Origin of the sequence: Enterococcus sp. AZ009 (assembly GCF_050548785.1) — a bacterium.
Lineage (GTDB): Bacteria > Bacillota > Bacilli > Lactobacillales > Enterococcaceae > Enterococcus_D > Enterococcus_D entomosocium.
Map to the genome: position 1 here is coordinate 2,352,987 of NZ_CP172960.1, position 17,419 is coordinate 2,370,405.

A 17,419-nucleotide genomic window follows, 5' to 3' on the forward strand; every position below is an offset into this window, starting at 1 on the left:
TCTAGATCATCTCTTTGCCAGAGATGGGGGCACCTACGTTAATAATCAACCTATGGTTAATCAAATCAACCAAAAGTTAACTAGTAATCCATTGTAAGTTATCCCTTCTCCTCTTATGATAGAAGTATATCAAACAAACCTATCGGAGGTGTACTATGGACTTACCAATTGGCGAGGAAATCGCCCGGAGAAGAAAACACAGAGGCGTTACGCAGCAAGAATTAGCAGCATTTATGAACGTGTCAAAAGCATCCGTTTCAAAATGGGAAACGGGACAGACGTATCCAGATATCACTTCACTGCCCTTATTAGCGGCGTATTTTGATTGCAGCGTCGATGAATTGTTGATTTTAGATTCGCAGCTATCACCTAAAGAGATCCAGCGAATCTACCAATTACTAAAAGACGCCTTCCAAACAAAAACACCAACGGAAGTTCTCGCTCTTGCTCAAAGTTTTACCAAACGCTATTACTCTTGTTATCCATTCTTATTACAAATGGGGTCCTTTTACTTGAATCATTGGGATCTGTTGCCGGATGTCCCCGTAGAAGGCGTCCCGAAAGGGCAAACTTACGAAGACGCTTTGATGGAAGCAAAGAAAAATACCTATTTGAAGGAAGCAGAAACCCTGTACCAACGGATCATGGACCAAGGAGACAGTGAGCTGGCACAACAAGCGAAACAGATCGATGCTTATTGTCTTCTGATGAGAAACAAGCCAGAAGAAGTCTTGGCGATCCTTGGCACGAAAACTCTCTCTTTTTTACCTAGCGAACCGTTGATTGCCGCAGCATTTCAGCAAAAAAATCAGTTGCAACAAGCTGAGATCGTTACGCAAAGTGCGATTTACCAGTACTTAATTATTTTTATGAGTTTGCTAACGAATTATTTAGCAATGCTCACACAAGACGAGGAGCAACTGGAAAAAACCTATGCACGTGGACTGGCACTCAGCGAGAGCTTCCAACTGGCCGAATTGCATCCCCTCTCTTTACTGAATTTTCTAGCCGCTGGGATGGTTTCGTTTGCTGCTTTAGGAAAAGAAAGCTTATTGTTACAAGCATTAACGCTGTATGTCAAAACATTAGAAGCTACTCCAGAGGAAATCGTTTTGAAAGGAGATGATTATTTCAACAGCATCGATGAGTGGATCAGTGAATTAGAATTAGGGAGTCAGATCCCGCGTAACTCAGGTAGTGTCAAAAAACAATTTCTTGCAATAGCACAGCTGACACCCTTGTTTGAACCGTATCAAGAAAAACCCCCATTTAAAGAGTTGTTTCAGCGCTTGAGCAATCTGGCTGAACAAGTATCTAATTCGCAAAGGAGTGACTCACATGAATAGTTTTTCACTAAACGTACCAGAAAATATATCTGATTATTTGCCCATACTGATCCCTCTGATTCTTTTGCAATTGATCTTGATCGTTTTGGCAGTTCGAGATATTTTAAAACAAGAACAATTTAAGTTTGGCTCTCGTATTCTTTGGCTCTTCATCGCCTGTTTTGTTAGCCTGATCGGTCCTATCCTTTATTTTGCTTTTGGAAAAGGGGATCAACAATGAAGATGATCGAGATCAATCACTTATCCAAACGTTTTGGGCACAAACAAGTGCTACAAGACCTATCCTTTTCGGTCCCCAAAGGGAGTGTCGTGGGATTTGTAGGGGAAAACGGCGCCGGCAAAACAACCACCATGAAAGCGATTTTAGGGTTACTCCCTATTGATGAAGGCGAAATCACTGTCTGTGGCGAACCAGTACAATTTGGCTCAACCAAGACCAATCGCTGGATCGGCTATTTGCCAGATGTGCCGCAGTTTTACTCTTTTATGACAGCTGTAGAATATTTGACTTTCTGCGGAAAAATTCAGCCAAATAAAGAATCTTTTCAGCCTCAGCGAGTGATGGAAGTCTTAGAGTTGGTAGGCCTGGAAGCTTCGAAACAAAAAATCGCTGGCTTTTCTCGCGGCATGAAGCAACGTCTAGGGTTAGCCCAAGCTCTGATCAACCGCCCCGCCATCTTGATTTGTGATGAACCAACATCCGCACTAGACCCTCTAGGACGCAAAGCATTTCTTGATGTATTGGAAAAAATCAAAGAAGAAACGACAGTGCTTTTTTCCTCTCATATTCTCGCAGATGTCGAACAGTTGTCAGATTATATTGCGATTTTGCACAAAGGTCAGATCCGTGCGTTCGAAACGATGGATTCCTTGAAAAACCGTTATCGAAAAACCGTCTTTGGGATTGTCTTTACCGACGAAGGTGACCATTTAAAATTTGCCAAAGTGTTAGCAATCCACGGTATTTCGGCGAAAAGAAAGAACAATCAATTACTGATCGATGAACAAACTGGAACCAATATCGGTTCACAGCTGCTACAATTGCTGAACGAACAACACATTGTCCCAGAATCCTTTCAAAGAATCGAACCATCGTTAGAGTCGATTTATTTGGAGGTGATCAAATGAATGCGTTTCTTGTTTTCTTAAAGAAAGAGTTTCTCGGCGGTCTTCGCAGCAAAAAACTACTGATTTGCTTGATCCTGTTTGCCCTGATTGGTATGCTTTCTCCCTTTACTGCCAAAATCATGCCAGATCTGATGGCCAGTATGATGCCGGAATCGATTGAAATCACGATTGCTGATCCGACATCGATCGATGCGTGGCTTCAGTTTTACAGCAACATCGGCACGATTGGCCTGCTAGTATTTGTGATTCTTTTTACCGATACGCTCTCAGCCGAAATAAATCAGGGTACCTTTATTCAGCTGATCACCAGAGGCTTACCAAAAACCACGATCGTCATAGCAAAAGCTTGCTATTTAATGATTCTTTGGTCTTTGAGTTACCTCCTAAGTGCCAGTGTCAGTGCTTTTTATACGATGATTTATTTCGATGATTCCAGCGCTGCTCAAGTCCCTAGCGCTTTGGTCAGCTATTGGCTTTTCGGTTTACTAGCAATCAGCATCCTGCTGCTAGGTTCCAGCTTTGCTAAAAGTATCTATCAAGGTTTGTTGTTTATTGGTGTCTGTTATCTGATGGGCATGTTAGGCAACCTATGGAGTCAAGTAACAAACTGGAATCCATATTCCCTTTCCAGCCAATTTCCTAACTACTTAACCGACCAAATCAAACTAGGGGAACTGCTGCCAGCACTGTTGTTAACTTGCTTTTTGATCATCGCTTGTTTGACTGGTTCCATAGCTGTTCTAAGAAAAAGAAAATATTAAAAAACATCGGTGCAGATTTTTTGCACCGATGTTTTGCTTCTGAAATGTTACTCTATTTTGCTGTTCCTTGGACTTTCACAGATTTCTTGGCCTGCATTTTTTGTTCGATTCTCATGAAGAGCCGCATGAAGAAGGCAATCAAGTAGATTGAAAAGGCAGAAATAAGTGCTTCTTGCCAAGAAAAGATCAGAAGGTTCAATAAGATGATGATCAAATTGGTCAAGAAAACCCCACTAGATCTGCGAATGCCATAGTATTTTTCCAAAATTAGTGGCGGAATCGTCACACCGCCATTAGACGCACCAATTTTGTAGAGCGAAAAGATGCCGAAGCTAAAGAAGAAACTACCTAAAATCAATGAGATGGAATAAAAGCGCAGCAGCATAATTTCTGGTAAAAGTGCTAGAAGAACGGGAAATGCCAAACTACCGATAACCGTATTGACAAAGACCTCTCGTTTCAAAAGTAAAAACGCAAGGGCCAGCATCAATAAATTTATACCCCAGACAACGATATGGCGATTGATCGACCAGCCAGTTTCGATGAGGTAGCCAATCGACCCGACGCCGGCAGAAGCAATGCTGTGAGGTAAAAGGAAGAAGTTTAATGCGATGCAGATCCATAGCACCCCAAGCAATAAAGCAAGATTTTTTTTGATAAGTGTTTCCATCAACGTTCTCCTTTCGATCTGGCAAATATTTTTATGTATAAAAGCTTCTGTCTATTCTATCAAAAAAATCGTAAAAGAAAGAACCAATTTTTTCATGAAAACATGAAAAAATTGATTCTGACCTTCAAGAAAGTATTCTGCTATTTTTTCATTCCTTTAAGATTGCTGTTAAGCTGCACAGCAATCACAAGCGGAAAGGATTTCTTCTACAACAGATTCCCGCCATGCTCTTCTATTCGCCATACGTTTCTTCTCTGACGGCAAATGAACAAAGTAAACCGACAATTCTGATCCTTTAATCAATTGATAGGACATCAAGCGATTTTTTTGCTGCAAAAGCAGCTGATGCTTTTTCGGGGAAAGGGAAAGATCAGTTGCGGACACCAATTGCTTTAATGCCTCTGAATGACAAAGGTTTCTTTCTGGTGCGACACTGATCAATTGGCTGACCTCTGCTAATTTCATCGCCTCGATCACCCGCAGCGTTGCCCGCGGATCATGGATATCCGTCAAAAAAACCGACTGGCAACCTTGCAATGCCCGAACGAGTCGTCCTAAATCGAGAAAGTCACCATCAATGATCGTCTCACGCGCAGCATCAATCTGTTGCAAACGCTCCGTTGCCTGGCGGGCATAGAGTACTAGGGAGAAATTGGTTCTTTCTAAAAGTGTTTGGCGTGTCAGCTGCCCAATCGTTCCAGCAGCACCTAAAATCGCAAGTCGTTTCATAAGCTTCCTTTCTATTGGATTCCATTGAGCAGAACGTTTCAATTTCCATAGTAGCGAATTCAGTCATTAAGACTTAGTGACCAAATTGGCTTTTCGTTGACGCAATCGTTCTTCTGTCGGCAGAACATGCTCGTCGTAATGTTCTAGTTTGTATTCTAAACGTTCAACAGCTTCCGTCATATCTGAGATTTTCTCCCTGAGTACCGCAATTTGTTTTGCTAAGAGCTGCTTGCGCTCAGGAACCGTCCCTCGCCCTTCTTCAAATAAAGCCAGGTAATGACTCAACCCATCAATCGATAGTCCAGCATTACGCATTTGCCTAGTAAAGGTGATCCATTTTAAGTCGTCATCATCAAATTCACGAACACCGTTTTTATTGCGTTTGACCGGCGGAATCAGCCCAATTTTTTCATAGTAACGGATGGTATCAGCTGAGACACCGCTCAGTTCACTGACTTTTTTGATATTCATGGCTTCACTTCCTTGTTTTGCATTTTTTCCTAGATCGTTTTGTATGCTACGAGCCAGAAGCCCTTTTGTTACTCGTTATTCCGCTCCTACCACTGCATGAGGCAAGTAAGGCTCTTCCAAATAAGCAATCTCTTCGGCAGTCAGCTTTAGATCAAGGGCAGGTAAAGCATCCAATAAGTGGCTTTCTTTTGTTGCGCCAATAATTGGTGCGACCACTTGTTCTTTTTGCAATAACCAAGCCAAGGCGATTTGCGACCGTTTGCTTTGGTGATTGTCAGCGATCTTTGCGACTCGTGCCACGATCTCCCGGTCTTGTTCCATCGTTTTGTCGTACTTTTGATTGGCGGTTTTATCCGTTAAGTACCGTTTGGTCTCTGCACCCCAATCTCTTGTTAAACGTCCAGCAGCCAAAGGACTATATGGCGTCACGGCAATTTTTTGATCGGCACACAAGGGCATCATTTCTCGCTCTTCTTCTCGATAAAGCAAGTTTAAGTGATTTTGCATCGAAACAAATTTGGTCCAGCCATTTTTCTCTGCAACTGCTTGTGCTTTGGCAAATTGCCAAGCGTACATCGCGGATGCACCAATATAGCGCACTTTTCCAGAAACCACCAAATCATGTAAGGCCTTCATGGTTTCTTCAATTGGCGTGTGGTAATCCCAACGATGGATGATATACAAATCAATGTAGTCCATTTGTAGGCGTTTTAAGCTTTGTTCGACTTGATAAAAGATCGCTTTTCGAGACAGCCCTCCACTGTTTGGCCGTTGCTTCATTTTTGAATACAGTTTTGTGGCAACCACGATCTCATCCCGCGGAGCAAAATCATTCAATGCTCGACCGACGATTTCTTCGCTCGCTCCATAAGAATAGACATTTGCCGTATCAAAAAAGTTGATGCCTAGATCCAAGGCTTTTTTGATGACTTCGCGACTATCTGCTTCTTCTAACACCCACTCATGAAAGCCACTATTGGGATCGCCAAATCCCATTGTCCCTAAACATAATGGTGACACATCAAGTCCCGTATTGCCAAATTTTACATAGTTCATTTGCTCGTCCTCCTGTTTTTTAAGTTACACTAAGCATACAGGTTGAAGTGCACTCTAAGTCAAGCGAATCAGCAAACTTTTTTTCATTTTACTCGCAAATGACTCATAATGACATGCTTTTTGTCGTGCGTTTCATTTCGAATCAGCTTTTGGTACACTAAAGATAAGTATCGATACGCTATCTAGCTGAGAAAAAGGAGCGGAAGATTTTGACTTGTATTTTTTGTACTGCCTCAAAACATGCGATCATTGAAAACGAACGCTTTTATGCGATCTTTGATAAGTTTCCCGTCACCCCTGGACACCTGCTATTGATCCCCAAAGAACATCGAAGGGATTATTTTGCCCTCACCCAAGAGGAATTACAAGACTTGCAGGCTTTGTTGCAGGAAGGCAAAGCCTATTTGTTGGAAACCTATCGACCAGACGGCTTCAACATCGGCTTCAATTGCGGGGAGGCTGCCGGACAGACGGTCTTTCATTGCCATTGTCATTTGATCCCACGCTACCAAGGCGACGTGGAGGAACCAAAAGGCGGCGTTCGAGGCGTGATTCCTGACAAGCAAGCCTACTAAATACAAACAAGCCGTTTCTTCCAGCAAAGGGAAACGGCTTGTTTGTGTTTGTTAAAAATGAGGACGCTTAGGAATTGATCGCTGAATGGTTCATCAACCGATTGATATGAACGCCTAGATAGACGATTTCATTGACAGGGATCTTCGTTTGATATTCTTTATCGATATAGGCTTTGACTTTTGTCGCGATCTCCATAGCATTTGGATAAAGAGCCCACATTTGACGGTATAGTCCTTCGTCTTCTTCTTGCAGCAGACCATCCAAAAAGAACCGGTCAACGAAGAAACGCACGTGGGTGATAAAGCGATTATAATGGATCGAATTGGTGTTGACGTCTTGCTGGATCGAGTAGCGTACCATATTGACGATCAACCCGATCAATTTGGCTTTTTTCAACCCATCTTGATTTTCCTCGGTGTTCGACTGGGCATTGATCAAATGAAACGCGATATTGGAGGCTTCTTCTTCCGGCAGATCAATTTGATACTTCTCTTTCAACAAGCGTAGTGCCTGTTCGGCGGCTCGAAATTCCTCCGTATAGTAATTCTTGATTTCCCAATAGAGTCGATTCGTCACACTCAAGCCTTTTTGCTGACGTTCCACAGCAAAGTGCAAGTGATCCGATAAGGTAAGGTAAATCGTTGAATTTAGCGGATAGGGCAGCATTTTTTGCGCCAGCTGAACGATTTCTTTGGTCATTTCAAAATAGTACAACGGAATCTCATCCACCAAATCGGCAAACTGACCCGATTTTTTTTCATCGATTGGCAGAAAAACTTGATCGATCTGGGTATCGGCTATGCTGTCGCCGACTTTCTTTCCATAGCCGATCCCCTTCCCAAGTGCAATCATTTCCTGGCCTTCCTTATCAACAAGTACGACACTTGAATTTAAGACTTTCTTGATGTAAATCATGCACTCTCGCTCCTCACTGTTTATTCTGCCAAACTTGCGCCATTGGTAGCGATCACTTCTTTGTACCAATCGAAGGAATCTTTTTTCAAACGGTCATAACTGCCGTTTCCTTCATCATCGGCATCCACATAAATGAAGCCGTAGCGTTTCGTCACTTGTGACGTCCCCGCACTGACCAGATCGATCGGTGCCCATGAAGTATAACCAATCAAATCGACTCCTTCATCGATGGCTTCCTTCATTTGTTTGAAGTGTGCCTTGAAATAATCGACCCGATACGGATCATGCACTTGACCGTCTTCAAGGACATCCACGGCACCCATACCATTTTCAACGATCATCAATGGCACTTGATACCGATCATACAATGAAAGCAAGGAGATTTTCAAGCCTTTAGGATCGATCTGCCAGCCCCATTCAGTTGACGGCAGCTTGGGATTTTTTACCCCTAAAACCGTATTGCCCGGTGTCCGTTCCGCATGTGGGTCGCCTGATTCAGCCATAGACATATAATAACTGAAAGAAAGAAAATCAACGGTGTGATCTTTTAAGATTTGGCGGTCTTCTGGTGCCATTTCAATCTTGATGCCCCGTTTTTCGAGATCTTTTTCAATCATTCGCGGATAAGCACCTTTGACTTGAACGTCCGCATAAAAATCATTTTCCAAGTTTTTCTTTAAAGTTAATTCAACATCCAATGGGTCACAAGTCAATGGATACGTCATCAACTTCGTGATCATACAGCCGACTTTGTTGTCGGGATTTATTTCATGGGCGATTTTTGTCACTAATGAGCTGGCCACAAATTGGTGATGGAGGGCTTGATATACGTCTTGCTCTTCCTTACCAGCTTCTGATTGCTCAGGAATGAGACCTGCTGTTGTAAAGGGATGACGATGGATACTGTCGATTTCGTTAAAGGTCAGCCAATACTCCACATACTCCCCAAATTCTTCAAAGCAGACGGTCGCAAAACGGACAAAGTCATCGATCACTTTACGTTCCACCCAGCCATTGTACTTCAAGCTCAGCGCTAACGGCATCTCATAGTGAGACAACGTTACGATCGGTTTGATTCCCAAACGCTGCATTTCTTGGAAGACATTGCGGTAAAAAGCGATCCCTTCTGGATTGGGTGTCGTTTCTTCCCCAGTTGGGAACAATCGGGTCCATGCAATCGATAAACGCAATACTTTAAAACCTATCTCCGCAAATAAAGCCAAATCTTCTGGATAGCGATGATAGAAGTCGATCCCTCGGCGTTTTGGATAGATGGTATCCGTTGAATCCGCCATTGCTTCTTTGACGGCTTCAACAGTCACACTCATATGTGCTGCAAAGTTTTTCACGTCGACATGAGGTTTGTAAGTAGCCACATCCGCTACCGACAAGCCTTTGCCGCCAAGATTCCATCCCCCTTCTACTTGATTTGCGGCGATAGCGCCACCCCATAAGAAGTCCTTTGGAAAAGTTGTTTCAGTCATTTTTTCAATCCCCTTTTACATTGTTTTGGTTGCATTGCTCATTGGTTTAGACGATCGGTGCAATCGATAGAACGCCTTGTTCGTTGCGCTCATCGGTTGATTCGATCGGTTTGACCGTAAAGTTTTCTTGATTGGTGACAACACAGATCACGATTGGATCAAACCCAGCTGCTTTGATGGCATCTAGATCAAATTGAATCAGGGGTTGCCCTTGTTTCACTTGATCCCCCGCTTTCACGTAAGGGGTAAAGTGTTTGCCTTCTAATTGAACGGTATCCAAGCCGATATGAAAGAGCAATTCTGCGCCATTACGAGTTTTTAACCCGATCGCATGGTTGGTTTCAAACAACATCGTGATTTCGCCATCTTCCGGTGCGATCAATTCGCCAGACGTCGGGATAATCCCGAAACCTTCTCCAATCATACCGCTTGAAAAGACTTCATCGTTGACTTCAGATAGGGCTACCACTTGGCCTTCTACTGGTTTACTCAATACTTCGGCTTTCGGATCGGCAACTGTCGTCTTATTTTCCACTGTTTTTTCTTTGAATAAGAAAAGGACAAGGACGAAGGAAACAGCAAAGGATACCCCTAACGTGACTAATGCCCACACAAGATTCATCGGGTTGGCTTCATCGACGAACATAGTGATACTTGCTAGACCGGGACCAACTAATGCGAAGGCCTTGATGGCAAATAACCCAGCCACTGCACCACCAACTAGGCTGGAAGCCATCACGCCGTAAAGCACTCGTTTGTGCAGGATCGTCACCCCATACAAAGCAGGCTCGGTGATGCCAAAAAGGGCGGAGATGCCTGCAGAAACAGCGGTTGAACGAAGTTTTTGGTCTTTGGTCCGAACACTCACCGCAAAACAAGCACCGGCTTCTGCGATGTTATGTGCCAATGAGGCAGGTAAGTATAACAGCTCTGCCCCCATCTCACTCATGGACGAAACAGCATAAGGAATCATAGCTTTGTGCATACCGGTAACCACCATCAATGGTAAAACAGCGGCTAAGATCCCCGTTGCCACCCAACCTAAATGGGCATACAGCCAAATGATCGCTGCTGAGAAAATCGTTCCGACTTCAAAGCCTAATGGGCCTAAAATCAATAAAGCAACTGGAACCGTAATAACTAAGCTCATCATTGGAACAAAGAAGATACGGATCGGTTTTGGTGAGATTCGGGTAAACAGTTTTTCAATTTGAGCGTAAAATAAAACCGTTAAAATGGCTGGAAATACTTGTGACGCATAAGCGATATTTTGTAAACCGAAGCCCATGAAAGCTGCGCCATCTGTCAATAGTGTCGTTAGTTCAGGCAAAATCAAGGCACCGACAGCGGAAACCGCCACCAATTGGTTGACCTTTAATTTATTTGCCGTGGTGATCGCCACTAAAATCGGTAAGAAATACAATGGTGCGCCACCGATCAGATTCAAAATTTGATACGTCTGGCTCGTATTGTCCATCAATCCAGTGACAGAAGCAAGTAACAGTAAGGATTTCAAGACGCCCCCTCCAGCGACTGCTGGAATCAACGGTTGAAAAATCGAGATAATAAAATCAAGCAGGACCGCACCCCACGATTGTTTTTGTTTGCCTTCACTTCCTCCATCCGCTGTTAGCTCATGACCTAACACGTTCATAACCTCATCATACACTTCGACGACATCATTGCCGATGATGACTTGGCATTGGACATTTTGTCGCACCCCAATCACGCCATCGACTTTTTCCAAGGCATCTTTTTGTACGAGGCTATTGTCTTTTAAGGTAAAGCGCAAGCGTGTGGAGCAATGTTCCAAATGTGCGATATTTTCTTTTCCGCCAATCAACTCAACGATGGCAGTTGCCGTTTCTTTTACATTCATAATTTTCTTCTCCTTTAATTAGTTTTCCTTTGTTGGCCAAACAAAGAAAAAAGCAGGCAGCACCTACAAAAACATTGAACGGAATCCAACGATCCCTTCCATGTTTTTTATAGGTCCTGCCTGCATTACCAGTCACATGCCTGTTTTATTACTTGCATAATACCATGCTTTATTTGAAAACGCAACCACCGTTTTAAAAATATTTTGCTAAGCCTTTTGCTGAAACGAGAAGTTTGTTACACTTAGTGGATAATCAGTTATTTCGTCTTCCTTGGCTTGCACCAGAAGCAAGAAGAACATCGCTGGCTAAACGTATCACAAGAAAGGATGAATCGGATGACTTCATTGAATCACTCACTGCATGTTGCCGTCCCCACAGCATTTGTCCATGCAGAAAGACTTGACACGAAAAGGACGATCGCTCATATCTTGCAACTGCAAAAGCAAGGGATCAAATCGGTTTTGGTGTGTGGCTCCACCGGTGAACAGCATTCATTGACTTTAACAGAAAAAAAACAGCTTCTACATGCCTTAGCGCAAGAAACCAGCTGGGCAGCCGATTTCGAAGTCCTCTTCGGTTTAGCTGGCATTGTATTTCATGAAACGCTCGCGTTGGCAGAAACAATCAGCAAAAATCCCCGAATCGATGGTGTGGTTTTAGGCTTTCCCCCTTATCTTTGCCTGACCCAAAAGGAAGCCGTCCTCTATGCTCAGGGATTGATCCATACTTGCGAAAAACCAGTTATTTTATACAACAATCCCCGCCGCACGGGCTTTGATTTATCTGCAGAAAGTCTCTTGACCTTGATCGCTGACCCTCGGGTGATCGGCTTAAAAGAAGCTGGCAGTAAGGAGCGAGTGCCTCAAATAAAAACAAAGACGGCTGCCGATTTTCGTTTTTATGCTGGTGGTGAAGCGGACTTGGCGGAAAAGGTCGCACTAGGGTTTAACGGGCTGTCATCAATGGCAGGAAACCTTTGTCCCGAGGAGATCCAGGTGATTTGGCAAGGGTTACTCAAAGGTGCTGCAACGATTTCTACGTCGAATGAATGGCAGAAAATGGAACAAGCAGCTGCCGGCGATCCAACAGATACCATCAGCTATCTTCCGTGGCTCAAGCAGCAAATCACCATTGATGGACAGCCCTTTGGCTTTTGTCGTCAGCCGCTAGGTCTAGAAACGAGTGATCGGTTTAGCACTGGCTCAATTCCTCCTCATCTAGCATAAGAAAGGCAGGAGAACCAGATAAATGAAGATTGATCCACAACTAAAGCACTATATTGAAAGCTCCATCATCCCACAATACAACCAATTGGATAGCAGTCACTCCCCAGCGCACGTCCACCAAGTGATCCAAAATAGTTTTGAGATTGCTGAAACATTGCCTGTTGACCTGAATATCGTCTATACGGTAGCTGCCTACCATGATATCGGCTTGCTCTATGGCCGCAAAAACCACGAAAGCAATTCCCGCAAGATCGTTGAACAAGATGCTGTGTTGCCACGCTTTTTCTCTCCTCCAGTCATTTCAATGATCGGCGAAGCAGTAGAAGACCATCGCGCCTCGCTGCCCTATGAGCCTCGCTCGCTTTATGGCAAAATTATTTCCGAAGCCGATCGTGACTTAGATTTTGAGCGAATCCTCAAGCGAACCTTGCTTTTTGCTTATGAGAAAAAGCAACTCACAGATCTAGAACAATTGCACCAAGAAGCGTATCAGTACATTTCAAAGAAATATGGTCCTCAAAGTGAGCTGAAGGTTTGTTTGGATTATCGCAAAAACCAAGACGGTTTGGCGATCATTTATCAAAAGTTAGCACAACCTGAAAGCTTTCGTCACTCCTTTGAAAAAATCGTGCCGTTAGTTATCGCTACAAGCAAAGAAACTGACGATTGACACTTTGATCCAGCACCAGACTTTAAATAGAAACCCTCTGATTTCAAAATACGCCAAGTGTTTGCGTGCGCTGAATCAGAGGGCTTTTATTGTTATTCTAGTTCTTTTTTCACGGAAGTCGCCCCTCTCCTTCATTGCTCAAACGATTCTATCGAAATAAAAGAGCAGTAATTGGTTTTCTTCAATCGACAGACGCCCTTCTAAATAACCTTCCTTTTTTCACCGAATTTACTCTTTGTAAGCAAGATAGTTTGCTGAAAATAAAAAAAATGGTATTTTTATTTTATCAAGTGATAAAATAATAGGAGGAATCGTTATGTTTTTGGCAATCAATGAAATACGCCATTCCAAATTGCGTTACGCCCTAGTCACAGGAGTCATGTTTTTAATCGCCTATCTGGTCTTTTTTTTAACTGGCTTAGCGTATGGGTTGGCTCAAGATAATCGGATGGCGGTCGACAAATGGGAGGCAGATCAAATTTTGTTGACTGAAGAAGCAAATGATAATTTAAACATGTCGATGCTTCCTCGCAGTCTTTATGACGAAGTCGATGCACCAGAAAAAGCTGTTTTGGCGCAAACCGCTGGGGTAGTGACTAAAGAAGACAACGGTGAAAAAGTCGATGTCACCTTTTTCGGCATTGATCCAGATCAATTTCTAGCACCAAATATTACCGATGGCGAGATGTTTGCGTCAGATGATGAAGCGGTCGCAGACAGCAGCATTGAGGAAGAATACGGGATTTCCATTGGTGACACCATCAAATTAGCCGGCAGTGACAAAAAATTGAAAATCGTCGGTTTTACAGATAACGCCCGCTTCAGTGTTGCTCCGGTCCTCTACACCTCGATCGGTGCCTATCAAGAAATTCGTTTTGAAAAAGAAGATGATTCAGAAAATGCCCGTATCAACGCGATCGTAACTCGTGGCAAAATCAAAGAAGTGCCAGATGATCTAGTCGCTACGGATATCAGCAAATTTATTAATGAATTGCCTGGTTACAACGCACAAGTGCTGACCTTTGGCTTTATGATCGGGTTCTTGATCGTGATCGCTGCCATCGTTATCGGTATTTTTATCTATGTGCTAACGATGCAAAAATCAGAAATTTTCGGTGTCATGAAAGCCCAAGGGATCTCTAGCCGCTACATTGCTTTTTCGGTGATTGCCCAAACGTTCTTATTGGCAACCTCGGGTGTTTTGATCGGTGGGTTGGCAACGATCGGTACCGCCCTCGTGTTACCTGCAGCAGTGCCATTCCAAATCAATCTATTATTCTTTGCTAGTATCAGTGTAATGATGATTCTGATCGCGATGCTAGGTGCTTTCTTCTCGGTGCGAACGATTGTAAAAATCGACCCATTGAAAGCAATCGGATAGGAGGAAAAAACATGAGTGCCATTGAATTCAAACAAGTCAAAAAATCATTTAAAGATGGGGACGCGACGATTGAAGCCTTGAAAGAAACCAACTTTTCGGTAGAAAAAGGCGAATTTGTCGCCATCATCGGTCCTTCCGGCTCTGGGAAAAGTACCTTTCTGACGATTGCCGGTGGTCTACAAGCTCCCTCTGAAGGCGAAGTATTTATCAATGACGAACCCTTTAGTAAACAAAAAGAAAAGCAAAGGGCAAAAACTCGTTTCAAAAAAATCGGCTTTATTTTACAAGCTTCCAACCTTGTCCCTTTTTTGACGGTCAAAAAGCAACTTCAATTGGTGGATAAGGTCAGCAAAAAACCCCAAGAGCAATCAGCTACTGAATTGTTTGAACAACTAGGGATTGAAAAGCTGCAGAACAAATACCCCGATGAACTATCTGGTGGTGAAAGGCAGCGTGTGGCTATTGCCCGAGCGCTCTATCATGATCCCACCATCATTTTGGCAGATGAACCAACGGCGAGTCTTGATTCAAAAAAAGCCGTCGAAGTCGTCAAAATCTTAGCAAAAGAAACCAAAGAAAAACAAAAAGCCACCATTATGGTGACCCATGATACCCGTTTGACAGATTATTGTGATCGGGTCCTCGTCATGAAGGATGGCGTTTTAGAAGAAAAAGAACACACGAAAAAAGAAGCCGAATCAAGTGATTCGCAGAAGGAGCAAGCATGAAAAAAATTATTGTTGTCGGTGCGGGCGTGTCAGGATTAGCTGCTGCTGTCCGTTTGCAAAAACTTGGCTATGACGTCACCCTCTACGAAAAAGAAGGTCAACCTGGGGGCAAAATGAATCAGATCAAGGAAAACGGCTTTACCTTTGATGTGGGACCCACCATCGTGATGATGCCTGAAATTTATCGTGAAGTGTTTGAATTTGCTGGCGTTGATCCGAATGACTATATTCCTATGGAGAAAGTCGATCCGATGCTGCAGCTGTATTTTGCTCAAGACGAACCGCTGACCTTCTCAAACGACTTAGTAGAATTGACCAAAACGCTAGAAGCGATCTCGGAAGAAGATGCTCAAGGCTATTTTGCCTTTTTAGCAGATATTTACAAACGCTATGTGATCGCCAAAGAGTCCTTCATCACCAAGTCGTTTCGGACATGGCGAGACTTTTACAATCCCAAATCATTATGGGCAGGGTTAAAGCTGCGAACGTTTAGTGACGCCTACTCTTCCATTTCTAAATTTGTCAAAGATGATCGCCTGCGAAAATCATTGGCGTTTCAAACCTTGTATATCGGTGTCTCCCCTTACCAAGGGCCGTCCCTTTATACCATCATCCCTATGATCGAGTTGATGTATGGGGTCTATTTCATCAAAGGCGGCATGTATACATTAGCCACTGGTATGGCACGTTTGTTCCAAGAATTAGGCGGAACGATCCATTACAATACCCCAATCGATGAATTATTGATCGAAAACAAGCAAACCAAAGGCGTTCGTGTCAATGGAGAAACGATCACCGCAGATGCTGTGATTTGTGCGGCTGATTTTCCTTATGCTATGGAAAGCTTGATTCCTGATGAATCAAAACGCGGCAAATACACCAATCAAAAAATCGCTTCGATGGATTACTCTTGTTCTTGTTTCTTGCTTTATTTAGGACTGGACAAAAAATATGAAGATAGCGCACTCCATAGCATTTATTTTGCCAATGATTTCAAACGCAATGTAGACGATCTTTTCGAGGCTGGCAAGCTGCCAGAAGATCCATCCTTCTACTTGTATCGTCCAACCCTGAAAGATGCTTCCTTAGCACCTGATGGTCAAGAAGGTCTTTATGTTTTAGTCCCAGTACCTGAATTATCTAAATTTGATCAATGGACGGATGAAACGATCCAAAGCTACCGCCAGCAGATCATTGGATTATTAAAAGAAAAAACGATCTTTACGGATATCGATGAACACATCGTGTATGAAAAAATGTATACGCCAGATACGTTCAATGATCGGTTCAATGCTTACAACGGTGCGACATTTGGCTTGAAACCAACCTTGGCGCAAAGCAATTACTATCGTCCCCATAATAAATTTGATTATGCAGAAGGCCTATACTTCTGCGGCAGCAGTACGCATCCGGGAGCGGGTGTGCCAATCGTGATGCAAAGTGCCAAGTTAGCTGTGGAGGAGTTGTTAAAAGATGACCGTTAAATCATTAAGCGTCTTTGATGAATACGACAACGATTTTTTATACTGTGAGGCCATCATAAAAAAGCATTCGAAAAACTTTCATACCGCCTTTTCTCAATTGCCAAAAGACAAAGCACGCGCCGTCTATGCCGTCTACGCCTTTTGTCGACGTGCCGATGATGCCGTCGATGAAAAGCAAGACCCATTGTTGATCGAAGCCATGAAAAAACGCTTGGAAAAAATACAAGAACTATTAACCGGCGATGCGATCGACTTGCCGCAAGCCATCAAGGAAGAAGATCCTGATGAAGCCATTTGGCGGGCATTGACCCTTTCTTTCCAACAGTTTGACCTACAGTTTCAGCCCTTTTTCGATCTATTGGTGGGACAAAAACAAGACCTTGACTTCCAGCAGCCCACCTCTGAAAAAGAGCTTTCCGACTATAGTTACTACGTAGCCGGCAGTGTGGGTCTGATGCTCTTGCCGATTCTCTCACAAACAGCCGCTGCGATTCAAGAGCCCGCCATAAAATTGGGTGAAGCGATGCAACGCACCAATATTTTACGTGATATTGGCGAGGATCTGCGAATGGGCCGCATCTATTTGCCACAAACGGTCTTGGCGCAATTCAACCTTTCGCGAGAGGCATTAGCAGCTGGCAATCAAAACCAGCAGTTTATCGAGATGTGGGAACACGAAGCGCAACTTGCTGAGACGCTTTATCAGGAATCTTTTGTCATGATGCCGCAAATCGATGAAGATTGCCGTGAAGCTCTATTAGCAGCTGCTTTGATCTATCGGGAAATCTTGACTGTGATCCGCAAAAACAACTATCAAGTATTTGCTGAAAAAACAGCGGTACCGAAACAACGGAAAATCCAACTTTTGTTTACCGCGAAAAAAATGCTTCGTCAGGAACGTTGGGAGGGCTGAC

18 protein-coding genes are annotated in these 17,419 nt (G+C 43.4%); 11 read left to right on the top strand and 7 right to left on the bottom strand.

Annotated elements, in window-relative coordinates; genetic code table 11:
- Positions 1-155 precede the first annotated feature (155 nt).
- Genes IGJ74_RS11330 through IGJ74_RS11345 form a run of 4 tightly spaced genes read left to right on the top strand, consistent with a single transcriptional unit; the run spans position 156 to position 3,235 of the window.
- A complete protein-coding gene (locus tag IGJ74_RS11330; protein ID WP_061054280.1) occupies positions 156-1,346 on the top strand; it encodes a helix-turn-helix domain-containing protein in 1,191 nt (396 codons plus the stop codon).
- Positions 1,339-1,566: a PLD nuclease N-terminal domain-containing protein gene (locus tag IGJ74_RS11335; protein WP_005235274.1), complete on the top strand. Its 228-nt coding sequence runs from the start codon at positions 1,339-1,341 to the stop codon at positions 1,564-1,566. The genes IGJ74_RS11330 and IGJ74_RS11335 overlap by 8 nt, the downstream gene beginning before the upstream one ends.
- A complete protein-coding gene (locus tag IGJ74_RS11340) occupies positions 1,563-2,474 on the top strand; it encodes an ABC transporter ATP-binding protein (RefSeq protein WP_008378547.1) in 912 nt (303 codons plus the stop codon). Before IGJ74_RS11335 ends, IGJ74_RS11340 begins: the two co-directional genes overlap by 4 nt.
- Positions 2,471-3,235, top strand: a complete 765-nt coding sequence (locus IGJ74_RS11345) for an ABC transporter permease (protein ID WP_086332476.1) — start codon at positions 2,471-2,473, stop codon at positions 3,233-3,235. The genes IGJ74_RS11340 and IGJ74_RS11345 overlap by 4 nt, the downstream gene beginning before the upstream one ends.
- A gap of 52 nt (positions 3,236-3,287) precedes the next feature.
- Here IGJ74_RS11345 and IGJ74_RS11350 read toward each other — a convergent pair whose 3' ends face one another.
- From IGJ74_RS11350 to IGJ74_RS11365, 4 genes are all read right to left on the bottom strand, one after another.
- A complete protein-coding gene (locus tag IGJ74_RS11350; protein WP_008378566.1) occupies positions 3,288-3,905 on the bottom strand; it encodes a YitT family protein in 618 nt (205 codons plus the stop codon).
- A gap of 168 nt (positions 3,906-4,073) precedes the next feature.
- Positions 4,074-4,634 (bottom strand): NAD(P)H-binding protein, encoded by a 561-nt coding sequence (locus IGJ74_RS11355; RefSeq protein ID WP_086332477.1) that lies wholly within the window; start codon positions 4,632-4,634, stop codon positions 4,074-4,076.
- Between the two features lie 66 nt (positions 4,635-4,700).
- Positions 4,701-5,105, bottom strand: a complete 405-nt coding sequence (locus IGJ74_RS11360) for a MerR family transcriptional regulator (protein ID WP_008378568.1) — start codon at positions 5,103-5,105, stop codon at positions 4,701-4,703.
- 75 nt (positions 5,106-5,180) lie between these two features.
- Positions 5,181-6,161, bottom strand: a complete 981-nt coding sequence (locus IGJ74_RS11365) for an aldo/keto reductase (protein WP_005235260.1) — start codon at positions 6,159-6,161, stop codon at positions 5,181-5,183.
- Positions 6,162-6,334: 173 nt separating this feature from the next.
- On the opposite strand from IGJ74_RS11365, the gene IGJ74_RS11370 reads away from it, so the two are divergent.
- Positions 6,335-6,736 (top strand): HIT family protein, encoded by a 402-nt coding sequence (locus IGJ74_RS11370; protein WP_254905026.1) that lies wholly within the window; start codon positions 6,335-6,337, stop codon positions 6,734-6,736.
- Positions 6,737-6,803: 67 nt separating this feature from the next.
- Here IGJ74_RS11370 and IGJ74_RS11375 read toward each other — a convergent pair whose 3' ends face one another.
- From IGJ74_RS11375 to IGJ74_RS11385, 3 genes are read right to left on the bottom strand one after another with little or no spacing between them, the layout of a single operon-like run.
- Positions 6,804-7,652, bottom strand: coding sequence for a PRD domain-containing protein (locus IGJ74_RS11375; protein ID WP_005235258.1), 849 nt, complete (start codon positions 7,650-7,652; stop codon positions 6,804-6,806).
- Positions 7,653-7,672: 20 nt separating this feature from the next.
- Entirely contained in the window at positions 7,673-9,136 is a 1,464-nt protein-coding gene (locus IGJ74_RS11380; protein ID WP_005235257.1) for a glycoside hydrolase family 1 protein, read from the bottom strand.
- A gap of 46 nt (positions 9,137-9,182) precedes the next feature.
- A complete protein-coding gene (locus tag IGJ74_RS11385) occupies positions 9,183-11,015 on the bottom strand; it encodes a beta-glucoside-specific PTS transporter subunit IIABC (RefSeq protein ID WP_218192953.1) in 1,833 nt (610 codons plus the stop codon).
- Between the two features lie 336 nt (positions 11,016-11,351).
- Here IGJ74_RS11385 and IGJ74_RS11390 point away from each other — a divergent pair, with 336 nt between their 5' ends.
- The 6 genes from IGJ74_RS11390 (at position 11,352) to IGJ74_RS11415 (ending at position 17,418) form a co-directional block, all read left to right on the top strand.
- Entirely contained in the window at positions 11,352-12,242 is an 891-nt protein-coding gene (locus IGJ74_RS11390) for a dihydrodipicolinate synthase family protein (protein ID WP_218192952.1), read from the top strand.
- A gap of 22 nt (positions 12,243-12,264) precedes the next feature.
- The gene (locus IGJ74_RS11395; RefSeq protein WP_086299345.1) at positions 12,265-12,912 is read left to right on the top strand and encodes an HD domain-containing protein; all 648 of its coding nucleotides are present in this window, start codon (positions 12,265-12,267) and stop codon (positions 12,910-12,912) included.
- 316 nt (positions 12,913-13,228) lie between these two features.
- Positions 13,229-14,293, top strand: coding sequence for an ABC transporter permease (locus IGJ74_RS11400; RefSeq protein ID WP_005235249.1), 1,065 nt, complete (start codon positions 13,229-13,231; stop codon positions 14,291-14,293).
- Between the two features lie 11 nt (positions 14,294-14,304).
- Positions 14,305-15,021: an ABC transporter ATP-binding protein gene (locus IGJ74_RS11405; protein WP_016620478.1), complete on the top strand. Its 717-nt coding sequence runs from the start codon at positions 14,305-14,307 to the stop codon at positions 15,019-15,021.
- Positions 15,018-16,505 (top strand): phytoene desaturase family protein, encoded by a 1,488-nt coding sequence (locus IGJ74_RS11410; protein ID WP_005235239.1) that lies wholly within the window; start codon positions 15,018-15,020, stop codon positions 16,503-16,505. The genes IGJ74_RS11405 and IGJ74_RS11410 overlap by 4 nt, the downstream gene beginning before the upstream one ends.
- Positions 16,495-17,418, top strand: coding sequence for a phytoene/squalene synthase family protein (locus tag IGJ74_RS11415; RefSeq protein WP_016620479.1), 924 nt, complete (start codon positions 16,495-16,497; stop codon positions 17,416-17,418). The genes IGJ74_RS11410 and IGJ74_RS11415 overlap by 11 nt, the downstream gene beginning before the upstream one ends.
- Position 17,419: the final 1 nt, after the last annotated feature.

Coding starts and splice junctions, on each gene's coding strand:
- IGJ74_RS11345 (WP_086332476.1), top strand. CDS start 2,471: ATGAATGCGTTTCTTGTTTTCTTAAAGAAAGAGTTTCTCGGCGGTCTT.
- IGJ74_RS11330 (WP_061054280.1), top strand. CDS start 156: ATGGACTTACCAATTGGCGAGGAAATCGCCCGGAGAAGAAAACACAGA.
- IGJ74_RS11400 (WP_005235249.1), top strand. CDS start 13,229: ATGTTTTTGGCAATCAATGAAATACGCCATTCCAAATTGCGTTACGCC.
- IGJ74_RS11380 (WP_005235257.1), bottom strand. CDS start 9,136: ATGACTGAAACAACTTTTCCAAAGGACTTCTTATGGGGTGGCGCTATC.
- IGJ74_RS11410 (WP_005235239.1), top strand. CDS start 15,018: ATGAAAAAAATTATTGTTGTCGGTGCGGGCGTGTCAGGATTAGCTGCT.
- IGJ74_RS11385 (WP_218192953.1), bottom strand. CDS start 11,015: ATGAATGTAAAAGAAACGGCAACTGCCATCGTTGAGTTGATTGGCGGA.
- IGJ74_RS11415 (WP_016620479.1), top strand. CDS start 16,495: ATGACCGTTAAATCATTAAGCGTCTTTGATGAATACGACAACGATTTT.
- IGJ74_RS11350 (WP_008378566.1), bottom strand. CDS start 3,905: ATGGAAACACTTATCAAAAAAAATCTTGCTTTATTGCTTGGGGTGCTA.
- IGJ74_RS11355 (WP_086332477.1), bottom strand. CDS start 4,634: ATGAAACGACTTGCGATTTTAGGTGCTGCTGGAACGATTGGGCAGCTG.
- IGJ74_RS11340 (WP_008378547.1), top strand. CDS start 1,563: ATGAAGATGATCGAGATCAATCACTTATCCAAACGTTTTGGGCACAAA.
- IGJ74_RS11365 (WP_005235260.1), bottom strand. CDS start 6,161: ATGAACTATGTAAAATTTGGCAATACGGGACTTGATGTGTCACCATTA.
- IGJ74_RS11375 (WP_005235258.1), bottom strand. CDS start 7,652: ATGATTTACATCAAGAAAGTCTTAAATTCAAGTGTCGTACTTGTTGAT.
- IGJ74_RS11405 (WP_016620478.1), top strand. CDS start 14,305: ATGAGTGCCATTGAATTCAAACAAGTCAAAAAATCATTTAAAGATGGG.
- IGJ74_RS11335 (WP_005235274.1), top strand. CDS start 1,339: ATGAATAGTTTTTCACTAAACGTACCAGAAAATATATCTGATTATTTG.
- IGJ74_RS11390 (WP_218192952.1), top strand. CDS start 11,352: ATGACTTCATTGAATCACTCACTGCATGTTGCCGTCCCCACAGCATTT.
- IGJ74_RS11360 (WP_008378568.1), bottom strand. CDS start 5,105: ATGAATATCAAAAAAGTCAGTGAACTGAGCGGTGTCTCAGCTGATACC.
- IGJ74_RS11395 (WP_086299345.1), top strand. CDS start 12,265: ATGAAGATTGATCCACAACTAAAGCACTATATTGAAAGCTCCATCATC.